The 25,799-nt window shown below is 36.5% G+C and carries 29 protein-coding genes and 1 riboswitch; of the genes, 17 read left to right on the plus strand and 12 right to left on the minus strand.

What is annotated here, in order from left to right:
- The 3 genes from DRF61_RS13075 to dnaA all read right to left on the minus strand — a co-directional run bounded on the left by DRF61_RS13075 (position 1) and on the right by dnaA (position 2,554).
- Entirely contained in the window at positions 1 to 504 is a 504-nt protein-coding gene (locus DRF61_RS13075; RefSeq protein WP_111957717.1) for a DUF4440 domain-containing protein, read from the minus strand.
- A 1-nt stretch (position 505) separates the two neighbouring features.
- On the minus strand, positions 506 to 955 hold the full coding sequence (locus tag DRF61_RS13080; RefSeq protein WP_111957719.1) for a low molecular weight protein-tyrosine-phosphatase: 450 nt from the start codon (positions 953 to 955) through the stop codon (positions 506 to 508).
- A 144-nt stretch (positions 956 to 1,099) separates the two neighbouring features.
- Positions 1,100 to 2,554 carry a chromosomal replication initiator protein DnaA gene (dnaA, locus tag DRF61_RS13085; RefSeq protein ID WP_111957721.1) on the minus strand — a complete coding sequence of 485 codons (1,455 nt, stop codon included), beginning with the start codon at positions 2,552 to 2,554 and terminating at the stop codon, positions 1,100 to 1,102.
- Positions 2,555 to 2,690: 136 nt separating this feature from the next.
- Between dnaA and DRF61_RS13090 the strand changes: the two genes are divergently transcribed.
- The 5 genes from DRF61_RS13090 (at position 2,691) to DRF61_RS13110 (ending at position 8,076) form a co-directional block, all read left to right on the plus strand.
- Complete coding sequence (locus DRF61_RS13090; RefSeq protein ID WP_111957723.1) at positions 2,691 to 3,101, plus strand: acyl-CoA thioesterase; 411 nt, start codon at positions 2,691 to 2,693, stop codon at positions 3,099 to 3,101.
- Between the two features lie 127 nt (positions 3,102 to 3,228).
- Positions 3,229 to 4,077, plus strand: coding sequence for a prephenate dehydratase (pheA, locus tag DRF61_RS13095; protein ID WP_111957725.1), 849 nt, complete (start codon positions 3,229 to 3,231; stop codon positions 4,075 to 4,077).
- 369 nt (positions 4,078 to 4,446) lie between these two features.
- Positions 4,447 to 5,166, plus strand: a complete 720-nt coding sequence (locus DRF61_RS13100; RefSeq protein ID WP_111957727.1) for a hypothetical protein — start codon at positions 4,447 to 4,449, stop codon at positions 5,164 to 5,166.
- Positions 5,167 to 5,270: 104 nt separating this feature from the next.
- Positions 5,271 to 7,484, plus strand: a complete 2,214-nt coding sequence (locus tag DRF61_RS13105) for a DUF2339 domain-containing protein (RefSeq protein WP_111957729.1) — start codon at positions 5,271 to 5,273, stop codon at positions 7,482 to 7,484.
- Between the two features lie 151 nt (positions 7,485 to 7,635).
- Positions 7,636 to 8,076: a hypothetical protein gene (locus tag DRF61_RS13110; protein WP_111957731.1), complete on the plus strand. Its 441-nt coding sequence runs from the start codon at positions 7,636 to 7,638 to the stop codon at positions 8,074 to 8,076.
- Between the two features lie 56 nt (positions 8,077 to 8,132).
- Here the strand turns inward: DRF61_RS13110 and DRF61_RS13115 are convergent, their stop codons facing one another.
- Positions 8,133 to 9,410 carry a replication-associated recombination protein A gene (locus DRF61_RS13115; RefSeq protein ID WP_111957733.1) on the minus strand — a complete coding sequence of 426 codons (1,278 nt, stop codon included), beginning with the start codon at positions 9,408 to 9,410 and terminating at the stop codon, positions 8,133 to 8,135.
- Positions 9,411 to 9,512: 102 nt separating this feature from the next.
- Here DRF61_RS13115 and yidD point away from each other — a divergent pair, with 102 nt between their 5' ends.
- Positions 9,513 to 9,764, plus strand: a complete 252-nt coding sequence (yidD, locus tag DRF61_RS13120; RefSeq protein ID WP_174772291.1) for a membrane protein insertion efficiency factor YidD — start codon at positions 9,513 to 9,515, stop codon at positions 9,762 to 9,764.
- Between the two features lie 423 nt (positions 9,765 to 10,187).
- Positions 10,188 to 11,054: a prolipoprotein diacylglyceryl transferase gene (gene lgt / locus DRF61_RS13125; RefSeq protein WP_111957912.1), complete on the plus strand. Its 867-nt coding sequence runs from the start codon at positions 10,188 to 10,190 to the stop codon at positions 11,052 to 11,054.
- Between the two features lie 114 nt (positions 11,055 to 11,168).
- Here lgt and DRF61_RS13130 read toward each other — a convergent pair whose 3' ends face one another.
- Positions 11,169 to 12,686 carry an NAD(P)H-hydrate dehydratase gene (locus DRF61_RS13130; RefSeq protein ID WP_111957735.1) on the minus strand — a complete coding sequence of 506 codons (1,518 nt, stop codon included), beginning with the start codon at positions 12,684 to 12,686 and terminating at the stop codon, positions 11,169 to 11,171.
- A 222-nt stretch (positions 12,687 to 12,908) separates the two neighbouring features.
- Here DRF61_RS13130 and mscL point away from each other — a divergent pair, with 222 nt between their 5' ends.
- A complete protein-coding gene (gene mscL, locus DRF61_RS13135; RefSeq protein ID WP_111957737.1) occupies positions 12,909 to 13,349 on the plus strand; it encodes a large conductance mechanosensitive channel protein MscL in 441 nt (146 codons plus the stop codon).
- Positions 13,350 to 13,401: 52 nt separating this feature from the next.
- On the opposite strand, the gene DRF61_RS13140 is transcribed toward mscL, so the two are convergent.
- From DRF61_RS13140 to DRF61_RS13150, 3 genes are all read right to left on the minus strand, one after another.
- Positions 13,402 to 14,361: an NAD(P)-dependent oxidoreductase gene (locus DRF61_RS13140; protein WP_111957739.1), complete on the minus strand. Its 960-nt coding sequence runs from the start codon at positions 14,359 to 14,361 to the stop codon at positions 13,402 to 13,404.
- A 99-nt stretch (positions 14,362 to 14,460) separates the two neighbouring features.
- Complete coding sequence (locus DRF61_RS13145) at positions 14,461 to 14,865, minus strand: LNS2 domain-containing protein (protein ID WP_111957741.1); 405 nt, start codon at positions 14,863 to 14,865, stop codon at positions 14,461 to 14,463.
- Between the two features lie 191 nt (positions 14,866 to 15,056).
- Entirely contained in the window at positions 15,057 to 15,473 is a 417-nt protein-coding gene (locus DRF61_RS13150) for a carboxymuconolactone decarboxylase family protein (protein ID WP_111957914.1), read from the minus strand.
- 112 nt (positions 15,474 to 15,585) lie between these two features.
- Between DRF61_RS13150 and DRF61_RS13155 the strand changes: the two genes are divergently transcribed.
- The 4 genes from DRF61_RS13155 (at position 15,586) to gcvT (ending at position 18,689) form a co-directional block, all read left to right on the plus strand.
- Positions 15,586 to 16,431, plus strand: coding sequence for an AraC family transcriptional regulator (locus tag DRF61_RS13155; RefSeq protein WP_111957743.1), 846 nt, complete (start codon positions 15,586 to 15,588; stop codon positions 16,429 to 16,431).
- Positions 16,432 to 16,619: 188 nt separating this feature from the next.
- Positions 16,620 to 17,129, plus strand: a complete 510-nt coding sequence (idi, locus tag DRF61_RS13160; RefSeq protein ID WP_111957745.1) for an isopentenyl-diphosphate Delta-isomerase — start codon at positions 16,620 to 16,622, stop codon at positions 17,127 to 17,129.
- A gap of 3 nt (positions 17,130 to 17,132) precedes the next feature.
- Entirely contained in the window at positions 17,133 to 17,603 is a 471-nt protein-coding gene (locus DRF61_RS13165; protein WP_228452492.1) for a hypothetical protein, read from the plus strand.
- Positions 17,604 to 17,612: 9 nt separating this feature from the next.
- Positions 17,613 to 18,689, plus strand: coding sequence for a glycine cleavage system aminomethyltransferase GcvT (gene gcvT / locus DRF61_RS13170; RefSeq protein WP_111957749.1), 1,077 nt, complete (start codon positions 17,613 to 17,615; stop codon positions 18,687 to 18,689).
- A 58-nt stretch (positions 18,690 to 18,747) separates the two neighbouring features.
- On the opposite strand, the gene DRF61_RS13175 is transcribed toward gcvT, so the two are convergent.
- The gene (locus DRF61_RS13175) at positions 18,748 to 18,930 is read right to left on the minus strand and encodes a hypothetical protein (RefSeq protein ID WP_111957751.1); all 183 of its coding nucleotides are present in this window, start codon (positions 18,928 to 18,930) and stop codon (positions 18,748 to 18,750) included.
- A 208-nt stretch (positions 18,931 to 19,138) separates the two neighbouring features.
- On the minus strand, positions 19,139 to 19,495 hold the full coding sequence (locus tag DRF61_RS13180; protein ID WP_111957753.1) for an arsenate reductase family protein: 357 nt from the start codon (positions 19,493 to 19,495) through the stop codon (positions 19,139 to 19,141).
- A 121-nt stretch (positions 19,496 to 19,616) separates the two neighbouring features.
- On the opposite strand from DRF61_RS13180, the gene DRF61_RS13185 reads away from it, so the two are divergent.
- From DRF61_RS13185 to DRF61_RS13205, 5 genes are all read left to right on the plus strand, one after another.
- Complete coding sequence (locus DRF61_RS13185) at positions 19,617 to 20,084, plus strand: acyl-CoA thioesterase (RefSeq protein ID WP_111957755.1); 468 nt, start codon at positions 19,617 to 19,619, stop codon at positions 20,082 to 20,084.
- Between the two features lie 3 nt (positions 20,085 to 20,087).
- On the plus strand, positions 20,088 to 20,951 hold the full coding sequence (locus tag DRF61_RS13190; RefSeq protein ID WP_111957757.1) for a sugar phosphate isomerase/epimerase family protein: 864 nt from the start codon (positions 20,088 to 20,090) through the stop codon (positions 20,949 to 20,951).
- A gap of 18 nt (positions 20,952 to 20,969) precedes the next feature.
- A riboswitch (Fluoride riboswitch) is annotated at positions 20,970 to 21,037 on the plus strand.
- A gap of 31 nt (positions 21,038 to 21,068) precedes the next feature.
- Positions 21,069 to 22,373 carry a voltage-gated chloride channel family protein gene (locus DRF61_RS13195; RefSeq protein WP_174772292.1) on the plus strand — a complete coding sequence of 435 codons (1,305 nt, stop codon included), beginning with the start codon at positions 21,069 to 21,071 and terminating at the stop codon, positions 22,371 to 22,373.
- A gap of 134 nt (positions 22,374 to 22,507) precedes the next feature.
- Positions 22,508 to 23,386 (plus strand): LysR family transcriptional regulator, encoded by an 879-nt coding sequence (locus DRF61_RS13200; RefSeq protein ID WP_111957761.1) that lies wholly within the window; start codon positions 22,508 to 22,510, stop codon positions 23,384 to 23,386.
- 398 nt (positions 23,387 to 23,784) lie between these two features.
- Complete coding sequence (locus DRF61_RS13205) at positions 23,785 to 24,720, plus strand: YeiH family protein (protein WP_111957916.1); 936 nt, start codon at positions 23,785 to 23,787, stop codon at positions 24,718 to 24,720.
- Positions 24,721 to 25,012: 292 nt separating this feature from the next.
- On the opposite strand, the gene DRF61_RS22805 is transcribed toward DRF61_RS13205, so the two are convergent.
- Together DRF61_RS22805 and DRF61_RS13210 are read right to left on the minus strand one after the other, a co-directional pair.
- Positions 25,013 to 25,183 carry a hypothetical protein gene (locus tag DRF61_RS22805; RefSeq protein ID WP_167409428.1) on the minus strand — a complete coding sequence of 57 codons (171 nt, stop codon included), beginning with the start codon at positions 25,181 to 25,183 and terminating at the stop codon, positions 25,013 to 25,015.
- A 304-nt stretch (positions 25,184 to 25,487) separates the two neighbouring features.
- A complete protein-coding gene (locus DRF61_RS13210; RefSeq protein WP_111957763.1) occupies positions 25,488 to 25,673 on the minus strand; it encodes a hypothetical protein in 186 nt (61 codons plus the stop codon).
- Positions 25,674 to 25,799: the final 126 nt, after the last annotated feature.

Consider the following 25,799-nt stretch of genomic DNA (forward strand, 5'->3'; position numbering starts at 1 on the left):
TTATTGTTTTTTAGTTCTTTCTTTTAGTGAAGGTTGAGGGAAATATTCCGTAAGATCCATAGAAAAGGTAACTGAAGTAATTTTCCATATTCCGTGGATCTTCATCAAAGTCCAGATTTCTTTACCCCAATTTTCCATTTTCCCGTCATACCAGAAACTGTAGTCAAAATTAGCAGAAGCTACAGCTCCGTCTTCAATGATTTTGATATTGTCGAATTTTTCCTCAGATTTATTATCCTTAAAGCCTCTGATAAAGGCTTTATAATCATCCGTAAAATAGTATTCCGCTTTTGGATTTTTTTCCAGACGTTTAGCCTGGGTTCTGTCATTATAAATTCCGGTCCAAAGCACTGGATCCTGAAATAAAGATGCAAACTTGGCTTCATCCCTGGTTTTGATACACTGCATAAATTCTTCCATTACTTTCCGTATTTCAGTTTCGTCCTGGGTTTGGGCAAAAGAAAAACTAAAGCTTAGGAGAAGTGTGAGAATTAATGTTTTCATATTATGATAGAATTTGGTTTTTAATAGCGTCACATCCTTTGTCCAACAATTGGAAAACGTCTTCAAAATCCTTCATATTTCCCCAGTAAGGATCAGGAACCTCTGCATTTTTATGATCTCCCAGTGCAGACATAAATAATAATATTTTCTGGCGCTGTTCTTCATTCTGTGCTTTTGAAACCACATCTTCATATACATCAATGTCCATACAGTAAATCTTATCAAAAGTATCAAAATCAGTTTTGGTAATAGGTCTGGACCTTTGTTGCGAAATATCAATATGATGGTTTGCGGCTGTTTTTACAGCTCTTTTATCCGGAGTTTCCCCTTCGTGCAGAGAGATTGTTCCTGCTGAGTCTATAAAAAAGTTTTCAGGGACTTTTGTCTTCATAATACCTTCTGCTAAAGGACTTCTGCAGATATTCCCGAGGCACACCATCAATATTTTCATATCATTCTATTAATTGAAAGATTAAATGATTTATTCTATTAAGACAACTAAAAATGTAAAATCATTACTTCCAGCAGCAAAACTAAATAAAAAATGAAGAATAAAACTATTCTCCATTTCAATTTATTCAGATTAAATTATTTTCTATTTTTTGATTCTTTCAGCAAGATCTTTAACGTACTTTTTTACTTCTTTATCAATTTTTGATACATCTTTAATGGTATCGCAGGCGTACATTACTGTTGAATGGTCTTTTCCGCCCATCTCTTCACCTATCTTTGTAAAAGTAGCATTAGTCAGCTCTTTTGAAAAATACATCGCCAATTGTCTCGGAAGTGCAATTTCTCTTTTTCTTGTTTTAGAAAGAAGCTGTTCTTTTTTGATTCCGAAATAATCGCATACCACCTCCTGAATATATGGAATATTGATCACTTTCTTCTGGTTGGCTGCAATCTTATTGATTGTATCTTTTAGTAATTCAAGGCTTAAGTCTGTTTTATAAACCGTAGAATAAGCAATCACAGAATTAATGACTCCGATAAGTTCTCTTACATTGGTCTTGGCTTCAGCGGCAAGGAAATCCAGCATATCGCCTGGAAGAACAATTCCATCTCTGCTCAGTTTATCTACTATGATCTGTCTTCTTGTAGAAAGATCCGGTGATTTAATTTCAGCAGAAAGTCCCCATTTGAAACGGGAAACAATTCTTTCCTGAATGTCCATGATATCTGCAGGCGCTTTATCTGATGTAAGGATGATCTGTTTTCCGTTCTGATGAAGATGATCAAAAATATGGAAGAAACTATCCTGTGTCGCAGATTTACCTGAAAGAAACTGAATATCATCAATGATCAAAACATCAACCATCTGATAGAAATTGGCAAACTCAGTCTGCTTATGGGCTTTCGCAGCAGAAATAAACTGCTGGATAAATTTTTCTGAAGACAGATAAAGTACGACTTTATCCGGAAACTGATTTTTTACCTCAAGACCTACAGCCTGTCCCAGGTGTGTCTTTCCAACCCCATATCCTCCGTGAAGAAATAATGGATTGAAAGCTGTTGCGCCTGGTCTTTTCGCAATAGATCTGGCTACCGTGGCAGCAAATTTATTACTCTCTCCTTCTATATAATTATCAAAAGAATAGTCAGACTTCAGGTTCGAATCTATATTTACTTTTCTTATTCCCGGAAGTACAAAAGGGTTTACAATATTCGCAGAGAATCCCTGTGGCATTGTCTCCTGCATTTTTGGGGTAGGAACGCTTTTTCCCTTCATATTCATAGTCACTGGCTTCTCCTCTCCGGTAGGCCTGTTTTCCATGACAGAATACCATAATTTGACACCTTTTCCAAGATTTTTCTTCAGGGCAGCAGAAAGCAGGGATAGGTAATTATCCTCAATATATTCCTTGTAAAAATCGCTCGGCACTATAAGCGTAAGGTTATTAGCAACCAACGAAAGTGGCTGTACCTTATCGAATAGCATGTCGAAGGATTTTTCAAGCTTCTTAAGATCAGAATTATCCTCAGCTGCATTCAAATTATCACGCATGAACTGAAGACATTTCTGCCATATCATCATTAAATTTTCATCCATATTTATGCCCCGATTAAATCTTTGTTAGTACTTTTTGTAGAAGGAAGACAAAGGTCCAATTTTTTCTTTTCAAAAAAAAATATTGCAGGTATTGATTATTTAAAAATATATTTGTATGTGTAAATAAGGACTAAAAATGATACATACAACTCACTCAATACGAGTACGTTACGTAGAAACAGACCCTATGAAATATGTATACTATGGCAACTATGCAGAGTATCTTGAAATTGGCAGAGTGGAACTCTTCCGAAGCATAGGAATGTCATACGATGAAATTGAGAACCAAGGAATTTGGCTTCCTGTTTCAGATTATAAAATTAAATACATCCGCCCAGCGCTTTACGATCAAAAATTAGAAATTCATACCTATGTCAAAAAAATTCCAGGGGTAAGAATTGAATTTGAATATGAAATTTTCAATGAAGAAGGGATAAAGATCACGGAAGCATCCACTACCCTGTTCTTTCTGGATGCAAAAACCAGCAAAATCATAAGGTGTCCGGATTTTCTGATAAAGCTTATTGAAGAGAATTGGAACAGGTAGCAGATCTTAGGTAAAGGTTGCAGCGAGAAGAAAGATATCATTAACGAAAGATACAATTGTTTTTAAACTAATTTGCATCTTTGCACTTCAATCAGAATTCTAAATATAATAACATTGATATAAACGTATGAAGATCGCATTTCTGGGACCCCACGCCAGTTTCACACAGTTGGCAGCCACGCAGCTTTTTCCGGGGGAAGAACTTTTACCGCAGGCCAATATTCTGGACTGTTTTAATGCTGTTAATAGTGGACAAGCGGACAAAGCTGTTGTTCCTTTGGAAAATTCTATTGAAGGGACTGTTTCTATGACCCTGGATTATTTATACAAAACACCTTCCATCAAAATTGAAGCAGAGGGAGTGATGCCTATTGCCCATCATCTGATGATTCATCCTGAGAACAATTTGGAAGAAATAGAAAAAATATATTCGCATCCGCAAGCTCTGGCTCAAAGCTTCCATTTTCTGGATACACATCATAAGGATATTGTGAGACAGGATTTTTCTTCTACAGCAGCAGCAGCAAAATATGTTTCTGAAAATAAAGATTTGAAAATAGCTGCCGTCGCCAATCAGTTTGCCGCCAATCTGTACGGATTAAAAATCGTTCACCGGAATATTCAGGATTTTGAACAGAATCATACCCGTTTTATAGTCATTACCAAACAGCAGCCGGCTTACCATAACACCAGCCTTGAGGTACTGGGAGAGAAATCCGGTATGCTGATCAACCTTCCTGAGGATCATGCGGGTGGACTTCATCAGGTCCTGTCTGTTTTTGCCTGGCGAAAGATGAACCTCAGCAAAATTGAATCCCGAACACTGAAAACAGGCCTCGGTAATTACTTTTTCTTTATTAATGTAGTTGGAAAGTGGGAAGAAGTACTTCATGGAAATGCTCTTTTGGAGCTTCAGTCAATTAATGCGGAGGTTGACTTTCTGGGTAATTATAAGGAATTCCTCCTCGAAAGCTAAAATTATACAGATAATATAGCTCAACTAACACTGCTCTTATGGCAGTGTTTTTTTGTTTTGACATGTCTTCTCGCCGTGATTATATGACAAACACTGCCACCATTATAATTAAGTGTCACAAAACATGACAAAATTTAAAAATATTTAATTCATAAAATGAGGAAATATTAAAATAAAATATCTATTTTTACTCCAGAATTTATTTTAAAAAATATTAACACATAAGCATATTACGAAGAAATATAAATCACAAAATAAACATTTGTTTGAATTATCAATACAATAACATGTAAATAATTAAAAAAAACATAATGCAAGGCATGGTTTTTGCATTCAATAATTCTAAAAACTAATTGAAAAGCTTACACAATGAAAACTAAAATTTACAATTTGCTCTTTGCTCTAATTGCAATTCCAGCATTTTCCCAAGTGGGGATCAACACAGCTAATCCGTCCGCTACATTGGATGTGAATGGAACTTTGAAAGTAAGGGATACTCAAATGATACCTGCTTTACCTGGATATACTATTATGGTGGTCAATGACGGGACCTTTCAAGTTGCCAAAGTAGACCCTCAGATCATTATTGATGCTGCTACAACGGCATCCGGTACTAATGCTTCTGTGTATGCAGCCAAAAAAACTACAGGAATAAGCTTATTAAGTTTAGGATTATTCCCTTCAGGATTCAGAGCAGTCAACTTCCTTGCTACTGAAAGATCAATAGGAAATGCAGCCTTATTCTCAGACACCGATAATACATACACCATTCCATCTGCAGGAATATATGCAATCGGATTTACCTTTAAATACGGTACCGGACTACAGGCCTCTCTCCTTGCCAACTCACCCGGCGTGGGAATTTTAAGAACAAGAGCCGGTGTAGCAACAATAATAGACAACCGCCCATTCAGTGGAGCTAACCTTATTTTATTGAGTTTAACAATTTCTGAAACCAGCCTTAACTCAATTTATACTTTCCAGGCTGGAGATAAAATTAACTTTGGACTTACAGGTTCAACAGCTTTAGATGTAAGCTTACTTGGGGCGAGTGTGGCCTCATTTTACATCTATAAAGTATCTAACTAGATTCATATAATTTAATCACTCTGCACAGTTAATCCATCACATATTCTGTGATGGATTAATTTTTTATCCTGTTACATTTATTTATATTTGATAAAAACTAAAGAATGAGTGGGTTTCTTGCAGTCATATTAATCATTGTGATCATCTTTTTTATCTTCAACAATCTTAATCATAAGATCAGGAAGCTTGAGAAAGAAGTTTCTGATCTACAGGTAAAAATCAATCAGGCTCAACAAAATACAAATACCTTACGAGACCCGTCAGCCAACGAAAAAAATCCTTTATCCCATCAGGTACAGGAGATCATAGTGCCTGAAGAAAACATTTCTGGTGAAGTTTCCAGAAAACCTCAAAAGGACTGGCTGGAACCTGTTTTTGAATTCTTAAAACAAAATATTCTGACCATCATCGGTATTTTCACCCTTGTTCTTGGAATTGGCTACTTTGTAAAATATGCTATAGATAAAAACTGGATCGGAGAAACGGCAAGAGCAGGAATAGGCCTGGCTGTCGGAGCGGGAATTATGCTGGCAGGACATTTTCTGAGAAAAAATTATGCTGTTTTCGCATCCATTATCACCGGAGGTGGAATTGCGGTACTCTATTTTACCACCACCATTGCTTTCCGGGAATATCACCTGTTTACCCAAAATACAGCTTTCTTTATTACTACTATCGTAACCATCATTTCTATTGCCCTCGCCTATTACTATAAAAGTGAAGTATTGATTATTTTTGCAATGCTGGGAGGTTTTTCAGCGCCTCTGATGATCAGTACAGGGCAGAGTAATTATCTTTTTCTTTTCACTTACCTGACCTTGCTGAATATTGGTATGCTCACCACTTCATTTTTGAAAAACTGGAAAAGTGTGGGATGGACCTCTTATATTTTTACATGTGCTTATCTCTTCTTCTGGACTGTAAAACATCCTGAGCTGCTCAGTATTGTTTTTTATATCATCAATTATATTATTTTCTACATTTTCGCACTTCAGGATCATATCAAAAAAGATATGCTTTCACCATGGGACACTTTAATGCTGGTATTAATTAATTTTTCCAGTATTATCGGCCTGATTTATATATTCCATACATTAAACTATGAGCCTGTAATTATTTTCCCGCTTCTTTTTGCCGGTGTTAATGCTGTACTGCTTTTAAGAGAATATGGAAAAAAGAGTTTTGGCTTCAGCTATTCTATTTTTGCAGCTCTTACCATCAGCCTTATCACAATAGCGGTCGCCATTCAGTTCAGAAGCCATCTTATTACCAGTGTTTGGGCTGTAGAAACGACTCTTCTTCTTTATATCTGGAAAAAAAGTTCGCACAACATCTTTAAAACTTGTTTTTATGTACTTTTCCCGCTCGTCATCATTGCACAGATCATGACCTGGTCGGAATATCTGAACAAAGACAATATGGCTGTTGTGTTTAATCCGGTCTTTTTAACGAGTCTTGTGACCATTACTACAACAATCGTGAATCTCTTTTTATTGAAAAAAATCAACGAATCACAGAAACAGAAGGATCATTTTTTTGAAAATGTTTTTGCCGTTGTAAGTTATAGCGTTATATATATTGCCCTACTGTTAGAAATCAGCTATCATATTTCGGATATGCCCTGGCCAGCTGTAGTAAGTATTGGTCTGATATTCAGCATTTATTATATTTTTGCCCTTATGATACTCAGGAAAAAGCTGGGTATTGAAAGCATTATCCAGACTGGACTTATTTACTTGCTATTTATTCTTATTGTTTTAAATGCGTCATTTGCCGCATCAGCAGTTGTTACAGCAGTTTTACAGAAAAAACTCACATTCGGTTTTTATATGATCCATCTTCTTCACTGGATTCCTTTTGCATATATATTGTTGGGCGTGGCTTCCAGTACTGGTTTTTATAAAACAAAGCTTTCCTACTGGATAGTTTCAGCAACACTTGTTATTGCAGTGAGCTGTGGATTTTATCACACTTACATCCTAAGCTCCGTAAATGACATTTCGCTGGTCTATAAAACGAAAGAACATTTTAATATTCTCTATCTTCCGATCATCTGGACTGTTCTTGCTAGTATTTTTATTTATATCAGCTTAAAAAAGGATATTCCTGAATACAGCAGGATTGGATTTGTACTTATAGGAATTATGGTATTGAAACTTTACAGCTATGATGTCTGGCAGATGGATAATATCTCAAGAATTACTGCTTTTATACTGTTAGGAGTTATTTTATTATTGAGTTCTTTCACTTTCCAAAGACTGAAAAACATTATCAGAAATATGGTGGATACAAAGAAGGAAGAAAAGGAGGAGGAATAGATAACCGTTAAATACTTGTTTTTAAAAATCAAAAATCCTTAACAAAAGTTTTAATTTCTAAACAATATTTAAAATATCACAAAAATTCATTCACATTTTGTAAAATTTAATTATATTTATCCAGTTTTTAACAGTTATACATATTCTGGTTATGAAAAAAATACTCTATTCTTTTTTAATATTATCATCTGTAGCATTATCTGCCCAGAAAAATCCTTCTGTAAAGTTTGCTGTTGCCAATGACGTGGTCGGAACAGTAGGCATGTTCAACGCAAGAAAAGCCATTGTTCAGAGCTCTAATGTCTATAAAGCTCCTTCTGCGCTACCACAGGGTTTAAAAAAATACAGCTTCATTGCGGAAAAAGGTTTAACGGAATATAAAATCAAAAACGGCTATGAAGATTTAGACAGAATATCTTTAGCTCAACTGAATTCACAATACGGAGTGCCTGAAAATACACCGGTTTTTATTGAAGGTTATGAGTTTTCTGACAGCAATATGAGCATTTATGGTGACATCATGGGCAATGTAGAAGTTAAGGACTATAACGGAAAGAAAACCGTTTTCCTAAGCACAAGTGCTTTAAAATAACGACACGTAAGATAAATTATATAATAAAGGATACTTTTCAAAGTATCCTTTTTGCTTTAATATCTGTTATTCCATTTTTTCTTAAGCTCTTCATAGATCTTTTTTTCTGTAGCGTTATTTCCCGGCTGGTAAAGCTTCACATTTTTAATTTCCTCAGGCAGGAAATCCTGTTCTACAAAATTGCCTTCGTATGAATGAGCATATTTATATTCTTTACCATAATCAAGGTCTTTCATCAGCTTGGTGGGTGCATTTCTCAGATGTAAAGGCACCGGTAGATTTCCAGTCTGTTTTACAAGAGCTAATGCTTCATTAATAGCCATATAAGTTGAATTGCTTTTAGGGGAAACAGCCAAATAAACTGCTGTTTCACTTAAAATGATCCTTGATTCCGGATTTCCTATAACATTAATGGCCTGAAAGCAGTTGTTGGCGATCACCAAAGCGTTGGGATTTGCCAGCCCAATATCTTCAGCCGCAAGAATAAGCATTCTACGGGCAATAAATTTGACATCCTCACCTCCTGCAATCATTCTTGCCAGCCAGTAAACAGCACCGTTCGGGTCACCTCCCCGCATGGATTTTATAAAAGCAGAGATAATATCATAATGCTGTTCCCCGTTTTTGTCATAGAGTGCCATGGTTTCCTGAAGAATATCCAGGACATCTGAGTTATTGATTTCTTCTTTATCTGAATTCACATATTGATTAAGAACAAGTTCAACAGAATTGATCAGTTTGCGGGCATCCCCTCCTGAATACTGAATAAATGCTCCTTTTTCAGCAATCTTAAAAGAGGTTCCTTCATCCTTATTAAACCGCTGGGTAGCAGTATCAACTAATTCTTCAAGCTTTTCATAGCTTAAGGCTTTTAGAATATAAACCTGGCTTCTAGATAAAAGAGCAGATACCACTTCAAAGCTTGGGTTTTCTGTGGTGGCACCAATCAGTACAATCCATCCTTTCTCAACAGCGTGCAATAATGAATCCTGCTGGGATTTATTGAACCTATGAATCTCATCTATGAATAAAATGGGAGATTTTCCTGAAAACAGGTTTTGTTTTTTAGCATCCTCAATCACATCCCGTACATCTTTTACTCCTGAAGAAACTGCAGAGAGCTTATAGAATTTCCTGCCTGATTTTTCGGAAATAATTTCAGCCAGGGTTGTTTTTCCGGTACCCGGAGGCCCCCAGAGAATCAGCGAATTCAGTGCATTATTTTCGATCATCTTCCTGATCGTACCTTTTTCACCGGTAAGATGCTCCTGCCCCAGAACTTCGTCCAGGGTTTTGGGTCTTAACTTTTCGGCTAATGGAATATTTTGGCTCAAGATAATTTATTTTTAGGATAAACAGATTCAGGTTTTTTGGTCTCTGAAACTTATAACAAAATTAAACTAATTTTAATTTTTTTACCCTATTTTTGCATTGTTTTGAAACTTACATTCAATAAAATCATCAGTTTTCCTTTGGTAATTTTGATAAAATTTTACCAGTGGTTTATTTCGCCCCTACTTCCCAAAAACTGTCGCTATGAACCTACCTGCTCTCATTATATGGTAGAGTCCCTTCAGGTACATGGTATTTTCAAAGGGCTTTGGCTGGGTATCAAAAGAATTTCAAAATGCCATCCGTGGGGAGGCAGTGGCTATGATCCTGTTCCTCCGAAAAAATTAAATCAATAACAAACTATTAAATTAATAGAAATGAGTAATCTATTTTTCAGAATTTACCTCATCGTATTTGCATTCATTACACAATCTGCGTTTGCCCAGCAATATCCCGGAGGATTATCTGACGGAACTCTGAAAGTAAACGAAGGCAGCGTTCCGGTAAAGATTTATTCCACTACCGAAATAGGTGATCTTAATGCTTTCCCGGAAAAAGCTACAGACAGCAATATCCTGGTTATTCTGAATGAATCCAATTTTGAACCTGCTTACTTTAATTACAGTGCTACCACTTTAGAAAAGTACAAGAGCTTACATTATCAGCTTTTCGATAAAGATTTTAAACTAATTGACGGTCCTGCCACACAGGACAACATCACCAAATTCAAATATGCTGTAAAAACAGCTAAGCCAATTAACGGAACCGACAGTATAGCTTTGGAGACTCCTTTCAAAATATGGGACCCCTCAAAAGGTATTCAGTTGGGGCCGGTTACCCTTCATTTCTACAGCTTAATGTTCGTTTTTGCCTTTGGCTTTGGATATATTCTAATGTTAAGAATCTTCAAAATCGACAATGTTAACCAGAAATATCTGGAACCGCTTTTCACATGGACGCTGATCGGAACTATTTTAGGAGCCAGATTAGGACATGTCATTTTCTATCAGCCGGAACTGTTCAAAGAAGATTTCTGGAGCGTATTTTTACCGATAAGCACTAAAAACGGGTTGAAGTTTACAGGATTCTCCGGGCTCGCAAGTCATGGGGCAACAATAGCTTTGATCTTCACTACATTATATTATTCATTTAAGATTATCAAGAAAAATCCATTCTGGGTATATGACAGAATTGGAATTGTGGTTGCTTTGGGAGGTGCATTTGTAAGAATAGGAAATTTTTTCAATTCGGAGATCGTAGGAAAAGCAGTTGATCCCAATTCTCCTCTTGCTATTCTTTTCCCACAGCAAAGCAGTGAATATGGCCCAACAGTTCCCCGCTATCCGGGCCAGCTTCTTGAAGCTGTAGGATATTTCCTGCTGTTTATATTGTTATGGATATTATACAGAAAGACAAACAAAAAATATCAGCAGGGATGGCTATTCGGACTGTTCTTTATTATCCTTTGGGCTGTAAGATTCTTTGTGGAATTCCTGAAGGAGCCTCAGGGAGACGAATTCATCCAGATTGGAGGGCTGAATACGGGACAGGTACTTTCCATTCCATTTATGATTGCCGGGGTTGTTATCATGATTATTTCTAAAAAATTCAAAATCACTCAGGCAGAAAACGAGAAACCGGAGTAATGATAAAATATGAAGGGCAAATTTGCAGATAAGCGAATTTGCCTTTTTTTTAAAATTTTAAGTAACTGATTTACGCAATTTAGAAGACTCTAAAGTAAAACCGTCCCTAATTTATTATAGTCTAATCCTGTTTACCCTGTTCAATTCCTCGAAAACATCTCCGAATGTATTGATCACGTCTGTAGGTAACATAGATTCTTTGGAATATTTTTCAGCAGCCAAGTCGGCGGCTCTTCCATGAAGCCAGACTCCTAAAATGCATGCATCTTCCCCGGAATATCCCTGAGCAAGCAGTGAAGCCAGAATACCGGTAAGAATATCCCCGCTACCACCTTTGGCAAGTCCTGCATTACCGTTGATATTATAGAAAACATTTCCTTGGGGAGTAACAACTTGGGTATGATGATCTTTCAATACAATATAAATATTGAGTTCTTTAGCTTTTTCACGGGCAAGTTTCAGTCTTTCAAAAGAGTTTTGTGTGCTCCCGAATAACCTTTCAAATTCTTTTGGATGTGGCGTTATGAGAGATTTTTGAGGGATCAGCTTCAGGTTTTTATAATCTTTTGAAATAACGTTCAGTGCGTCTGCATCTAAAACCAAAGATTCATTATATCCTTTTAAAAATTTCAGCAGGCCTTTTTCCGTCTTTTCATGTGTTCCCAGGCCAGGCCCGATTGCATAAACGGTATCATTTTCATGTTTGAAATCTTCTATCTGCTCATTCCCGCCTTCAATAAACATGGCTTCAGGACATGAGACCTGCAGAATTTCGTATCCGCATTTTGGCGCAAGGGTAAAGGTAAGTCCGGCCCCGGTCTTTAGGGCAGATCTTGTGGCCAGCACTGCAGCGCCTATTTTTCCGTAACTCCCCCCTACAATTGTTACTTTTCCATAAGTTCCTTTATGGGAAAAATCTTCTCTGGGTTCAAACATTCTATTGATAAGCTTTTCATCAATAACAAGATCTTCAGCAACTTCTGATTCTGAATATTCCGGATGCAATCCTATATCCAAAATGATTACTTTTCCTGCATACTTACCTGTTTCAGGATGAAGAAAGCTTTTTTTCCAGCATTGGAAACTTAACGTATAGTCAGCTTTAAATATAACCACATCTTTTTCACAAATACGATCAGTGGGCAGTCCTGAAGGAATATCAACGGAAATCTTGATACAGTCTTTCTGGTTTAGCATCTCAACTGTCTCCTTGCTCATCCCCTCCAAAGGCCGCGATAATCCTGTACCAAACAAGGCATCAATAATAACAGTTCTGTCATCGAAGTTATATTGAACAATTTCTTTGAATTCCCTGACGGAGATTCCGGAAAAGTCCCTCAGCCTTTTTAGATTCACCGAAGCATCATCAGAAAATTTTCCTTTAGGATTTTGTACGAAAACATCTGCATCAAAGCCTTTCATATAGAGTATTCTTGCCAGTGCCAGTCCATCGCCTCCGTTATTGCCATTGCCACAGAATATGGCCATTTTTTTGTGATTTTTACAGTTTTCAGAGATCCAGCCGGCTAATGCTTCAGCAGCTCTTTCCATAAGCTGTATGGATGAAACAGGTTCATTCAAAATCGTAAACCGGTCCCATTGACGTATTTGTTCTGCAGTAAAAACTTTCATAAGATGGTGCAAAATTTTAACCAAATTACAAAAGATTTCTTTTACAGTTTACAGTAATTACTACAAAATAAAAATATTAATCAAAATAACGAATTCACTAAAAAAGTCAATTAATCCTAGTCCGTAATTCAATAATTATGGCGCAAAAAACTATAAAAAGTACTGTTTTTTACGTTTTTTAATTCTATTTTTGTGTGTATACTAATTAAAAAAATATAAATTATGGGATTTGTTAAAGAATTTAAAGAGTTTGCCATTAAGGGCAATGCTTTTGATCTGGCTGTTGGGGTAATCATTGGAGGGGCATTCGGAAAAATTGTAACGAGTGTTGTGGATGACCTTATTATGCCTTTGGTAGGAGCAGTAATAGGTAAGCCGGATTTCAGCAGCTTATACCTTGTGCTTTCTGATCCTAATAATGGTGTAAAGCCAGGTATGGTATTAGAGAATGCAAAAAAAGTAGACGGAGCGAGTATTTTTGCCTATGGAAATTTCCTGACAGTAGGTATTAATTTCTTACTTCTTGCCCTGGTTGTTTTCATTATGGTAAGAATGATTAACAAAATGAAAAAGACTGAAGCTGAAGCTCCTGCCGCACCTACTGCAGATCAACAATTACTGACCGAAATCAGAGACCTTTTAAAAAGCAAAAACAATATATAAAGAACAAAAGCACCTCAAACCGAGGTGCTTTTCATTTTATTAGGTTCACATATTACTGAATCTGTAAAATGCTTGAAATCTGTTCCGCCAGAGAAAGCCCGATCCTGTCCTGAGCTTCCAAAGTAGAAGCACCGGTGTGTGGAGTCAGAGAGATTTTCGAATGGTTCAGTATTTCTTTAGATGGTGTAGGTTCATTGATGAAAACATCCAACCCTGCAAATTTTACTTTCCCCGAATCCAATGCAGCAATTAAAGCCGATTCGTCAATAACACCGCCTCTTGAGCAATTTACAATGGCAACACCGTTTTTCATAATATCAAACTCATTTTTTCCGATCATGTATCCCTCTTTCTGAGCCGGTACGTGCAAGGTAATGAAGTCTGAATGTTTCAGAACATCCTGAAGCGGTTCAGTTTCTATATCTACATTAATGAACTGGTTGTTGTAGAATTTCACTTTTATGCTTGCTTTTCCTACATTGTTATCTGCTGCAATCACTCTCATGCCAAGTCCCAGGGCAATTCTGGCAACCTCCTGTCCTATTCTTCCCATTCCAATGATCCCGATGGTCTTTCCTCTTAATTCGATACCTGCAGTATATGCTTTTTTAAGACTTGCAAATTCTGTATCTCCTACTAAAGGCATTTTTCTGTTGGAATCCTGAAGGAACCTCGCTCCGGAAAATAAATGGGCAAAAACAAGCTCAGCAACCGATTCTGAAGAAGCAGAAGGGGTATTGATTACATGAATTCCTTTTTCTCTTGCATAATCCACATCGATATTATCCATTCCTACACCGCCTCTACCGATAATCTCAATAGATGGGCATCCGTCAATAATATCTTTTCTTACCTGTGTGGCACTCCTTACCAACAGGGCACGGATCTTATGCTCATTAATGTAATCCACCAAAAACTCCTGCGGGACTTTTGCAGTGATCACTTCAAAACCTTTCTCAGCCAGAGCATCAATTCCAGATTGATCCAGACCGTCGTTTGCTAAAACTTTCATAAATACAATTGATATTAAAAGTGAAGAGATTTAAAAATTAAAGAATTTCAGTGTGTACACTTTTTATCATTCAATTTTTAAATCTCTGTATATGTTTTCTTAATCTTCTTTGAAAACTTCAATGGTAACCTGCTTTTCTACAAGGTCTGTGAATCTGCCTTTGTATCTTGTAGCTCTTACCAGATGGTTATCTATCCAGTGGTAATTTCCTCCTCTTGGTTTTCCACAGAGTACACTGTGGTACTTGAAGCCATTCTTATCCAGCCAGTCGATGGTGATCTGTTTCAGGTTTTCCGTTCTTGAAGTGAAAAAACAAATCTGATGTCCCTCGTCATACCATTTGTTGATGGTTTCAAGTGCATCAGGATAAGGTTCGCAGGTAACCATTCTTTCAGGTTCTTCATTCGGGACATCATCTGTAATGGTACCGTCGATATCTATTAAGTAATTTTTTACCCCGTCCTTCAAAATAGGACTTATATGCTCTTTATATTCTAACTCCATCATTAAAATTTGAAATGCAAAGTTACGGCTTTTACCTCGAAGCTCAATATCAAATTTGGTATATATTGAAAATACACTGTAAAAAATGTTATTTAATGAATAAAATTAACAATACTTTGTCATTAATCTAGCTATAGTTAATTTTATTCTGTTTTTAATGTTAAGATAACCTGAAATAAAAAATGACATGCTTAAAACTTATCTCCCAGACTAATCCGCAAACGGTTCAAAGCGTTCATTAAGGAAATGCTGGAAGTGAGTTCTACAATCTCTTTTTCTGAGAACTCTTTTTTTAATTCTTCAAGTAAGACCTCCATGTCTTCGGTCAGGCCTGTCACAGCATCCGCCCATCTTAGTACCAAAACCTGCTTCGGACTAAATGAAACAGAGTGTTTGTACCCCGGTATTTTATCTATTAAAGATAATTCCATTCCCATTTCTCTTAATTCATTAGCATGAAAACTGCAGCAATAGGAACATCCGTTCAACTGGGATATTCTTAATTCAGCCAAGGCAATGAGTGTATTGTCCATTTCTGAAGTTCTAATGCTTGAGTGAGCCTGATACAGATAGCCTACCGTTTTTTTTGAAATCTCTTTATAATCCATTTCTTTTTTTGACAAAGTTAGAAGTAACAGCTGCTTCTGAAAGAGTATAAAAATTGGATAAATAAGTAAAAATAAAAGATCTAATTTTGCCGTATCAAGCCTGGCAGAAAGCATGGACCATATTCAAGAACTTATTGAAATCGAAACAGCCGAACTTACTGAATGGAAAGACAGATTCCGCAAAAACAGTTTTTTCGAACTGGTATTTATCCTGGAGGGGAAAGGAACTCAAAGTATAGAATACCAAACTAAAGCCTATGAAAAAAATGATTTTTTCCTTTTGCCCCACTCTAAATGCCATGCTTACAAAATTTCGGAGCCTACTACTTTTTTCTTTATCCGGTTTACGGAACATTATTTCAAAAACCTTAAAAACACCTCTATAGATTATTTACAATGGTACAGTAAGCTTAATTATATTATTGGATTTTATGATTTCAATACGGGTCTCTATTTCAATGACGAAAAAGACAAACGCCAGGTAAAGAGGTTATTTGAAATCATACAGCTCGAAAAAGAACAGAGATCGGAGTATTCGGAAACCTTAATTGCCAATACATTAGTATCCATATTAACCATAATAAGTTCAAAATTAACGGTATCCCATCATGTATACAAAAAAAGTGATGATAAATTTGCAGACATCATTCAGCATATCAATCAGAATATTATTGATGAAAAAAAATTATCGGTTGTCTATCTTTCAGAGAAGTTTAACATTTCTAAAAAGTATTTCAGCGAATATTTTAAAAGAAATGCCCATGAACCATTAAAGGAATATATTCAGAAAACAAAGCTTCAGATAGCGGTCAACAGAATACAATATACGGAGGCACCTTTCCAGGAAATTGCATGGAGCCTTGGGTTTACGGACAGCAGTCATTTAAACAAATCTCTGAAAAAACATTTTGGGGTTACTTCATCTGTTTTAAGAAAAGAAAAAAATTTAATAAGATAAGAAAGCCAGCGACAATTATTGAAATCTGAGAAAACAACTTCCTCCCGCTCTCTCTTTCAGAGCAATTCTTCATTATTTTTAGACCGAAATCAGGTTGTGGATATTCTCACCTTTGCTCCTCGCCGCATATCATATGATGTTTCTCCAAAAATTTTCAAAATACATTTATTAGGCTTACATTTGTAGAAATGGAAGAATTTGTAGTTTTAGTAAATCCCGAAGATGAAGTTCTGGGCCTTATGGAAAAGCAGCAGGCTCACATCAACGGTCTTCTGCACCGTGCATTTTCTGTGTTTTTGTTCAACAGCAAAGGCGAAATGCTCCTTCAAAAAAGGGCACCGGGAAAATACCATTCTCCCAAACAGTGGACTAATGCAGTATGCTCTCATCCAAGAGAAAATGAAACCTATCTTGAAGCTGCCAAACGCAGATTAAAAGAAGAACTCGGAATCGAAACGGAGCTTTCGGAAAAATTCAATTTTATCTATAAAGCAGATGTAGGAGGCGGACTTTGGGAACATGAACTAGACCATGTATTTGTAGGAAATTATGAAGCTGATTTCAATTTAAATCAGGACGAAGTGGAAGCAGTAAGATTTATTTCCATGGAAAACCTTGATAAAGAAATAATGAAAGCTCCTGAAAATTTCACAGAATGGTTCAAAATCATCCTTGAAGAATATAAACACCATTTTTAACTGATGAAAAAAATAGCACTCGTATCCGCTTTTTTATCGGCAAGTCTGTTTTTTGCCCAAAAAGCAAAAGTGTATGACAGTCCCGGCTATACGATTAATGTTCCTGAAGGCTGGAAATCTATCAATGACAACGATATTGTCAATATTTTCCCTGACAATGAGATCGGAGCCATTACCATTTCAGAATACCACGACCTGAATCTTCCGAAAGCAGAAATGAAAAAATTCATCCTGGCTCTTTATAAATCTGAAGATCCGGAAAGCAAAATAAAGGAAAACAAAGGCAGAAAAGGATACACAGAATATTCTTACGAGTATTTTGACGAAAAAGACAAACTTTTCTGGATCACCAGGGCTTTCCAGAAGGAAAAAAATCTGTACCTGGTTTCCATCAACTGTGGCCAGAAATTCTGGAACGGAAATTATATGAACCTTTTTAACGAAACTTTCAACAGCTTTAAAATAAAGAAATAAAAATTAAACATGAAGAAAACAGCCTTATACGATAAACACGTTTCTTTGGGCGCTAAAATCGTACCTTTTGCAGGTTTTGAAATGCCTGTACAATATTCTGGTGTAACGGAAGAACATTTTGCCGTAAGAGAAAAAGCAGGATTGTTTGACGTTTCACACATGGGACAGTTTTTTATTGAGGGACCTGGATCTAAAGACCTTTTACAGTTTGTTACGACAAACAATGTAAATGCCCTGGAAAACGGAAAAGCTCAATATTCTTGCCTTCCTAATGAAAATGGAGGAATCGTGGACGATCTTATTGTTTACAAAATGGAAGACGACAAATATTTTGTGGTGGTAAATGCGTCGAATATTGAGAAGGACTGGAATCATATATCAAAATACAACACTTTTGGGGCTAAAATGACTAATGCATCTGATGAGATGTCATTATTAGCTGTTCAGGGTCCTAGAGCTACGGAAATCTTACAGAAGCTTACAGAAACCAATCTTTCTGAGATCCCTTACTACAGCTTTACAGTAGGAAGCGTTGACGGAGTAAGCAATGTGATCATTTCAAACACGGGATATACAGGAAGCGGAGGTTTTGAGATCTACTTCAACAATGAAAATGCTGAACAGCTTTGGGATGCGATCATCAATGCAGGTGAAGCGGAAGGTATTATTCCTGCCGGACTTGCTGCAAGAGATACTTTAAGACTGGAAAAAGGGTTCTGCCTTTACGGAAATGATATTGATGATACTACTTCTCCTATTGAAGCAGGATTAGGATGGATCACAAAATTCGATAAGGATTTTGTTTCTAAAGATACATTTGCAAAACAAAAGGAAGAAGGTGTTACAAGGAAATTAGTAGGTTTTGAGCTTCAGGATAAAGGGGTTCCAAGACATGATTACCCTGTAGTAGATGCTGAAGGAAACGTGATTGGAAAAGTAACATCAGGAACACAGTCACCAATGAAAAAAATCGGTCTGGGTCTGGCTTATGTAGACAAGCCTCACTTCAAACTGGGTTCTGAGATCTTTATCCAGGTAAGAAATAAGAACATTCCTGCAAAAGTAGTGAAAGCTCCTTTTGTATAATTGTTCGAAAAAACATATAAAAAGAGGCTGTAAGTGAATTACAGCCTCTTTTTTGTACTTAGTAGCAGATACAGCAGAGTATTCTGTCCGGAGTACAGGCATCACCTACTCCCGGTGTATTGGAGATAACACCACCAGCCGGTCCACACAACGTATAACAGTTGACAATAGGCCTGATTCCTCCGTTAATTTTTTTTAATGCTGATCTGTTAAGATTCTTTGTTTGTAAAAAGTTTTTCATGATACTATTTTTTGGTTAATATAAATATAAGTATTTAATAATTAAACCATTGTAAATAAATCACAAAATATAGATAAAAGAATTTAAAATAAAATGCTTTGACTCCGCTCAGCATGACATTTCGAATACTATCTGTTTTTTTCACATTGTCATGCTGAGCGGAGTCGAAGCATTTTTGATCTTAAAAACCGTATTTTAATCAAAAAAATTATTCCTCAACACCAAAGAATTCTCTTAAAGCCTCAACATTTTTCTTGTCATTTCCTACAAAAATTTCATTGTCGGTAAGAAAAACGGGACGCTTCAAAAATGTATAATGGTCAAGCAATAAGTCTTTGAAGTCTTTTTCTTCGAGAGATTTTGCATCCAGACCTCTTAGTTTGATCTGTGTGGATTTCTTACTGAACAAGGCTTCGTAAGATTTTGTTTTTTTATACATAGCAGCCAGTTCTTCTTTGGTAACCGGTTCTTTTTTGATTTCACGGAGTTCCCAGTCTTTAAGATCGAACTGTGCTAAAATTTTTCTGCATGTATCACATGTATTGAGATAAAATACTTTCTTCATTGTTACTTTTAAATCTGTTATGGGTTAAATTTCCTTCTTCATTGAAGTTTTACCTTCCAAAAGTAGGATTTAATCTAAAATTCTGGAAATTATTAAATAACTTTATTCAAATTTTATAAAGATGCAGAACAAGCCTATTACTTTTCAGTTTATTTCAGAACCTTCGGATGTGAATTATGGAGGAAATGTACATGGAGGAAGCGTTATGAAATGGATTGATCAGGCAGGTTATGCCTGCGCCACGACATGGAGCGGAAATTACTCCGTAACGGTTTATGTGGGCGGGATCCGTTTCTATGAGCCTATCAAGATCGGGGAAGTGGTCAAAGTTGACGCACAGGTTATTTATACCGGAAAATCGAGCATGCATATTTCCATCAATGTTTTTTCAAGGAACTTAAAGCAGCCTACGTTTGATAAGAAGACGCACTGTATTATTGTTTTTGTGGCAGTAGATGAAAACGGTAAAAAGCTTCCTGTCCCGGCATGGGTTCCTGAAACGGAAGAGGAAAAACAGCAGGAAGAGTATGCAAAACGCCTGATGAACCTTAGAACTCAGATTGAGGATGAAATGAAACCTTTTTTATAACCTATGCAAAGAAAAGATTTCATTACACTTTCGTCATTAGGGTTTCTGGGCTTATATTCCTGTGGAGTTTCCAAAATTAACCGTAAAAAACCGTTAGCTATTCAGCTTTATACCATCCGGGACGCTGTTTCGGATAATCTTGAAAAAGCATTGGAAAAACTTGTTGCTTTAGGTTTTACAGAACTGGAAATTTATGGATACAATGGTACATTCTTTGGAAAAAGCAGAACTGAGTTTCAGACTATTCTTAAACAAACCGGCTTAAAAGTCATCAGTTCTCACCATACTACTGGAATTATCCATAAAGACGGGGGAACCTTATTGTACAGCTGGGAGAAAGCTGTGGAGGATCTGCATTTTATTGGTGCCGAATATATGGTATGCTCTTATCTCTTCCCCGAAGAAAGAACTGTTGAAAACTATAAAAAGCTTCCTGAGTTATTTGAAAAATGTGGTGAAGCAACCCAAAAAGCAGGAATTCAGTTTGCTTATCATAACCATGATTTTGAATTTGAAAAACTGGAAGGTGATAAAAGTGTGTATGATTTTATTCTGGAAAACACTTCTTCAGACCTGGTTAAAATGGAAATGGATTTATACTGGATTTCAAAGGCCGGACTTGATCCGCTGGTTTATTTTGAAAAATATCCCGGTCGTTTTCCCCTATGGCATGTGAAAGACATGAAAGCCGGTACAAAAGATTTTACAGAAATCGGAAACGGGCTTATTGATTTCAAAAAGATTTTCAGTGCGAAAGAAAAAGCAGGCTTGAAACATTGGTTCCTTGAACAGGATTCCAGCGACAAAGATATTTTCGAAAGCATCCGGATAAGCAAAAAGTATATTCTTGAAAATAACTTTTTTTGAAATAATACTTATATTTGCATAACAAAAGGAAATGGTGCTCTTCCTTACCCAACCGCTTTACAGAAGCTGATGACGCCTGATTAAGAGATTATTAACCAATAACTGATCAGGATAATTATGTCAAAATCACAAACAAAACTACATAGAAAAGTAATTTTTAATATTCAATACTTTTTCAGACGGTATCCTGCCTTGCCCTATATTTCAAAATGGCTTTGCATCAGTATTATTATTGGTGCTTTAGTGGGAACAGCTTCTGCTGGATTTTTGCAGTCTCTGGAATGGGCAACCAACTTCAGGGAAAATCACATCTGGCTCATTGCCCTGCTTCCAGTTGCCGGTCTTCTTATTGGCCTCCTTTATTATTACTACGGCAAGGATGTAGAAGCAGGAAACAATTTGCTGATTGGCAATATTCATGATCCGAAAGAGATTATTCCGGTTAAAATGGCTCCTTTTGTATATCTGGGAACCATGGTTACGCATTTCTTCGGGGGTTCTGCCGGCCGGGAAGGAACTGCCCTTCAGATGGCGGGAGCTATGGCAGACCAGCTCAGTAAACCTTTTAAGCTTGACAAAAGTGAACGAAAAATTCTTCTCATTGCCGCAATTGCAGCAGGTTTCGGGTCTATTTTCGGAACCCCTTTGGCTGGTGCAGTTTTCGGGCTTGAAGTTTTCCTGATCGGAAGAATACGGTATAACGCTATTTTCCCGGCTTTTGCATCAGCAATTCTTGCAGACCTGGTTACCAATCTTTGGAATGTAAAGCATACTCATTATCATATAGATCTCATTCCGAAACTGGAATTCTTACCTGTTTTGTACAGTATTTTAGCCGGAATTGCCTTCGGGATCTGTTCTGCAGGCTTTAGCAGAGTCCTCCATTGGGCGGGTTCCTTTTTTAAATCTAAGATCAAATATCCGCCATTCCGTCCTGTAGTTGGGGGAATTATTGTTGCTCTGGCTGTTTTTACCATGGGAACCACAAAATATATCGGATTAGGAATCCCTGTCATTGTTGAATCTTTCGAAAAACCGCTTCCGTTCTATGATTTTGCTTTAAAAATGATCTTTACTATTGTTACCCTTTCAGCAGGGTTTAAAGGTGGTGAAGTAACTCCTTTATTTTTTATCGGTGCAACTCTCGGAAGTGCTCTCTCCCTGTTTATTCCATTACCGTTTGGTCTTCTGGCCGGAATGGGTTTTGTCGCTGTGTTCGCTGGAGCAACCAATACTCCACTGGCCTCTATGCTGATGGGAATCGAGCTATTCGGAGCAGAAAGCGGTGTTTATATAGCTATTGCCTGTGTTGTTTCTTATCTGTTTTCCGGGCACCACAGTATTTATACAAAGCAGAAAATCGGAGAAGCAAAGAACAGACGGTATGAAAGCGACCGGGACAGGTATATTTCAGATTTATGAAAAGTTTGGGAGTTTTAGCGTAAACGTGTTAGAGGGTTTGCTTCTATTAAAAGTTCTCAGCAAAACACTCAAACTCTCAACCTTAAAACCCCGCATAATTTTACTAAGTTTGTTATTACAAGTTCATAATAAAAATGTTTGACTACAGATTAAAAGTTTTTCATACAGCCGCATCCAGACTAAGTTTTACTAAAGCTTCTGAGGAACTTCATATTTCACAGCCGGCCGTTACCAAGCATATCAAGGAAATTGAAAGTCAGATGGGCACCAAACTGTTTGACAGGAAAGGAACTTCGGTACAGCTTACCCAAAGTGGAAAAATTTTATATGAATATGCAGAAAAGATCCGGAATATGTATCGTGATCTGGAATTTGAAATCAGCCAAATCAATGAACAGCATAAGGGAAAACTGATTATTGGAGCCAGCACCAGCGTTGCACAGTATGTCTTACCTGAAATACTGGCCAAATTCAACTCTTATTATAAAGATATTAAGATTGAACTGATTGCTCATAATACGGAGATTATTTCCGAACTTCTGAAGGAAGGAAAGATCGACTTGGGAATTATCGAAGGGGAATCCCAGTCATCCTTTTTTGATTATAAAATTTTTAAGGCTGATGAAATTGTTCTCACAGCAAAAACAGAACATCCATGGGCCCATAAAACCTTAAGTTTAAAAGATCTTTATGATCTGAATCTGATCTTCCGGGAACAGGGCTCCGGCACCCAGGAATTCATCCAAAACCGCTTAAAGGAAAAAGGAATCAACATCGAAAAGCTGAATACTGTCATGCAGCTGGGAAGCAGTGAGAGCATCAAGAATTACCTTTTACACTCAGATTGTATGGCATTCCTCTCCATCAGCACTATTTTGAATGAATTAAAGAACAATAGCCTGACTATTGTTGATATTAAAAACTTCAGCATTGAGAGGAATTTTCATTTCATTCTTCCGAAAGGGGATCAGTCTGAAATGATTAAGCTTTTTCTGAGATTTGTAAGGAGTTAGGGAGCAGATGGCAGGTTTTAGGGATTAGAGATGGCAGTTTAAACTACAGTCTTTATTTGGATTTTAGACGGGATAGATGTCAAAGATTAATTTTGCTTCGCAAGTGAGTGGTGAAATTTATGTTTGTAGAAAAGAATTAAGAGCCAAGAACCAAGAATTAAGAATTAAGATGCTAGATATCAGATGATAACTCGTTAACTTAACTATCACGAACCAGTAACCAGCAACTGACAACACTTCTCAACTCATTTACTCTAAAAACTCTAGGACTCACAACCCTATTACTCTCAAACTCTCTCATTTAAAACATAACTAAAAGTTATCCACTATAATAAAATACGATTTATTTTGTAATACTATATTCCGGAATTTTGGAGTCTGATTTCAAAACTTATTTTATGAAAGACTTTTTCCAAAATGAAAGAATACGAAAAGCTGTTTTTATTCTGCTTGCCGTTATATGCCTTACTCCATTAATTTCTTCTCCCATAGCTCTGGCCTTAGGTTTTGGCCTTGCTATTTTTATAGGGAATCCGTTTGAGCAGCATCTGCACAAATATATTCATCTGCTTCTTCAGATTTCCATTGTTGGACTGGGTTTCGGACTTAAGCTGGATGAAGCGCTTCAGGCAGGAAAAACAGGATTCTTTTTGACGGTTGTGAGCATTCTCACGGTGATGATTCTTGGATATGTTCTGGGAAAAGTATTCAAGCTTGAGAAAAAACTTTCCTACCTGATCTCTGCAGGAACAGCCATTTGTGGCGGAAGTGCCATTGCAGCTGTTTCTCCTATCATAAAGCCCAGCACAAAAGAAATTTCTTTGGGACTTGCCATTATTTTTACATTGAATTCGGTGGCTTTATTTATTTATCCTGCAATTGGGCATCTGCTGCAACTTTCGCAGGAGCAGTTCGGACTCTGGTGCGCCATAGGGATCCATGATACCAGTTCTGTGGTAGGAGCTGCCGGAAAGTATGGAAATGAAGCTTTAAAAATCGCGACAACGGTAAAGCTGGCACGTGCTTTATGGATCATCCCGGTTTCAGTGATTACGATGTTTATTTTTAAAAACAAAGAATCAAAGGTAAAAATACCGTGGTTTATAGGCTGGTTCATTCTTGCTATATTATTGAATACTTATTTTCCGGTTTTTGATCTTTTCAGTGGTTCTGTAACTGCTGTGGCAAAATCTGGACTGAATCTTACTTTATTCTTTATCGGTTCTACTCTGTCGATCCGGACTTTAAAAACAATAGGGATTAAGCCGTTGGCTGCAGCTGTTATCTTATGGATTGTTATAAGTGTGGGAAGCTTGCTTTACATTATCAGCTGATTTTTTAGTTCTTTTTTGGGTTTATTATTTTTAACCACGGATTTCACAGATGTTTATGAGTATTATTAAGCGCGAAAAACTTTAGATATCTTAACTGATAGAAATTTTTGTAGTTTTTCCGTTTTGAAACAAATGCATAAAAGTTCAGAGTGGAACTGTCACTAAAGTTAAATGTTTCTGAGTCATATTTACCTAATTTTTAAATAACAAAAACCTTTTGGAATATCCAAAAGGCTTTTGCGTATTAAATGTGGAAATGTTTATTTCTTACTGAAATAAGTCTTAAACTGGCTTAATCAAGACAGTTATAAACCTGCGGGCATCCTATATACTGTACACAGTACCAAGGCCCGGTTACAGAACCTGAGCAGCTGCATCCGCAAAGTGATAAATCAGGGTTTCCACTGATTCCTCCAATAATGTTCTTTAGATCTGCTTTTTTTAATTTCTTAGCATTTTTCATAGTGTCGAATGATTTGATTTGGGATTAAACGATATAGTTTAGTTACTTTCCAAAGTTAAACAAATATTAATTATTCACAACATAATTTAATTAAAATTTTAATAATACGTTGATTTCATTAGTTTTATTACGTTATAAGCGGAATAATACCGGTTACCATTTATTAAACAATTTATTATCCTATTCTTTTAACCTGCCATACAACTGTTCAAGAAAATGACAACAGAACTTTTGTTTTGGGAATTCTTAAGCGTTAATAAATAAAACCTTTCAATTGCTCGAAAGGTTTTACTGAAATGTTTTATTAACAGGTGATTACCTGCAGACATTTTTTATACTTTACACAATAAGACGGACCTGTCACTGCACCTGTACAGCTACAGCCACATTGTGAAAGATCCGGAGTGATTACTCCGCCAACTCCGCCTATAATGTTTTTAAGGTCATCTTTTCTTAACTTTTTTGCTTTTTTAAAAATTTCGTGTGACATGATGTTTGATTTTAATTAAACAATAGAATTAAATTCCTTTACTTTCAAAAGTAAACAATTAATGATTATTTAAAACACAATAAAATGTTAATTTATTTATTTTATTGCACTTAAAAAAAGACAATT

This window comes from Chryseobacterium lathyri (genome assembly GCF_003290185.1).
Classification (GTDB): Bacteria; Bacteroidota; Bacteroidia; order Flavobacteriales; family Weeksellaceae; genus Chryseobacterium; species Chryseobacterium lathyri.

Excerpts from the sequence above, each read along its gene's own strand:
- DRF61_RS13075 (WP_111957717.1), bottom strand. The coding sequence starts at position 504 with ATGAAAACATTAATTCTCACACTTCTCCTAAGCTTTAGTTTTTCTTTT.
- DRF61_RS13080 (WP_111957719.1), bottom strand. The coding sequence starts at position 955 with ATGAAAATATTGATGGTGTGCCTCGGGAATATCTGCAGAAGTCCTTTA.
- dnaA (WP_111957721.1), bottom strand. The coding sequence starts at position 2,554 with ATGGATGAAAATTTAATGATGATATGGCAGAAATGTCTTCAGTTCATG.
- DRF61_RS13090 (WP_111957723.1), top strand. The coding sequence starts at position 2,691 with ATGATACATACAACTCACTCAATACGAGTACGTTACGTAGAAACAGAC.
- pheA (WP_111957725.1), top strand. The coding sequence starts at position 3,229 with ATGAAGATCGCATTTCTGGGACCCCACGCCAGTTTCACACAGTTGGCA.
- DRF61_RS13100 (WP_111957727.1), top strand. The coding sequence starts at position 4,447 with ATGAAAACTAAAATTTACAATTTGCTCTTTGCTCTAATTGCAATTCCA.
- DRF61_RS13105 (WP_111957729.1), top strand. The coding sequence starts at position 5,271 with ATGAGTGGGTTTCTTGCAGTCATATTAATCATTGTGATCATCTTTTTT.
- DRF61_RS13110 (WP_111957731.1), top strand. The coding sequence starts at position 7,636 with ATGAAAAAAATACTCTATTCTTTTTTAATATTATCATCTGTAGCATTA.
- DRF61_RS13130 (WP_111957735.1), bottom strand. The coding sequence starts at position 12,686 with ATGAAAGTTTTTACTGCAGAACAAATACGTCAATGGGACCGGTTTACG.
- mscL (WP_111957737.1), top strand. The coding sequence starts at position 12,909 with ATGGGATTTGTTAAAGAATTTAAAGAGTTTGCCATTAAGGGCAATGCT.
- DRF61_RS13140 (WP_111957739.1), bottom strand. The coding sequence starts at position 14,361 with ATGAAAGTTTTAGCAAACGACGGTCTGGATCAATCTGGAATTGATGCT.
- DRF61_RS13145 (WP_111957741.1), bottom strand. The coding sequence starts at position 14,865 with ATGGAGTTAGAATATAAAGAGCATATAAGTCCTATTTTGAAGGACGGG.
- DRF61_RS13150 (WP_111957914.1), bottom strand. The coding sequence starts at position 15,473 with ATGGATTATAAAGAGATTTCAAAAAAAACGGTAGGCTATCTGTATCAG.
- DRF61_RS13155 (WP_111957743.1), top strand. The coding sequence starts at position 15,586 with ATGGACCATATTCAAGAACTTATTGAAATCGAAACAGCCGAACTTACT.
- idi (WP_111957745.1), top strand. The coding sequence starts at position 16,620 with ATGGAAGAATTTGTAGTTTTAGTAAATCCCGAAGATGAAGTTCTGGGC.
- DRF61_RS13165 (WP_228452492.1), top strand. The coding sequence starts at position 17,133 with ATGAAAAAAATAGCACTCGTATCCGCTTTTTTATCGGCAAGTCTGTTT.
- gcvT (WP_111957749.1), top strand. The coding sequence starts at position 17,613 with ATGAAGAAAACAGCCTTATACGATAAACACGTTTCTTTGGGCGCTAAA.
- DRF61_RS13175 (WP_111957751.1), bottom strand. The coding sequence starts at position 18,930 with ATGAAAAACTTTTTACAAACAAAGAATCTTAACAGATCAGCATTAAAA.
- DRF61_RS13180 (WP_111957753.1), bottom strand. The coding sequence starts at position 19,495 with ATGAAGAAAGTATTTTATCTCAATACATGTGATACATGCAGAAAAATT.
- DRF61_RS13185 (WP_111957755.1), top strand. The coding sequence starts at position 19,617 with ATGCAGAACAAGCCTATTACTTTTCAGTTTATTTCAGAACCTTCGGAT.
- DRF61_RS13190 (WP_111957757.1), top strand. The coding sequence starts at position 20,088 with ATGCAAAGAAAAGATTTCATTACACTTTCGTCATTAGGGTTTCTGGGC.
- DRF61_RS13195 (WP_174772292.1), top strand. The coding sequence starts at position 21,069 with ATGTCAAAATCACAAACAAAACTACATAGAAAAGTAATTTTTAATATT.
- DRF61_RS13200 (WP_111957761.1), top strand. The coding sequence starts at position 22,508 with ATGTTTGACTACAGATTAAAAGTTTTTCATACAGCCGCATCCAGACTA.
- DRF61_RS13205 (WP_111957916.1), top strand. The coding sequence starts at position 23,785 with ATGAAAGACTTTTTCCAAAATGAAAGAATACGAAAAGCTGTTTTTATT.
- DRF61_RS22805 (WP_167409428.1), bottom strand. The coding sequence starts at position 25,183 with ATGAAAAATGCTAAGAAATTAAAAAAAGCAGATCTAAAGAACATTATT.
- DRF61_RS13210 (WP_111957763.1), bottom strand. The coding sequence starts at position 25,673 with ATGTCACACGAAATTTTTAAAAAAGCAAAAAAGTTAAGAAAAGATGAC.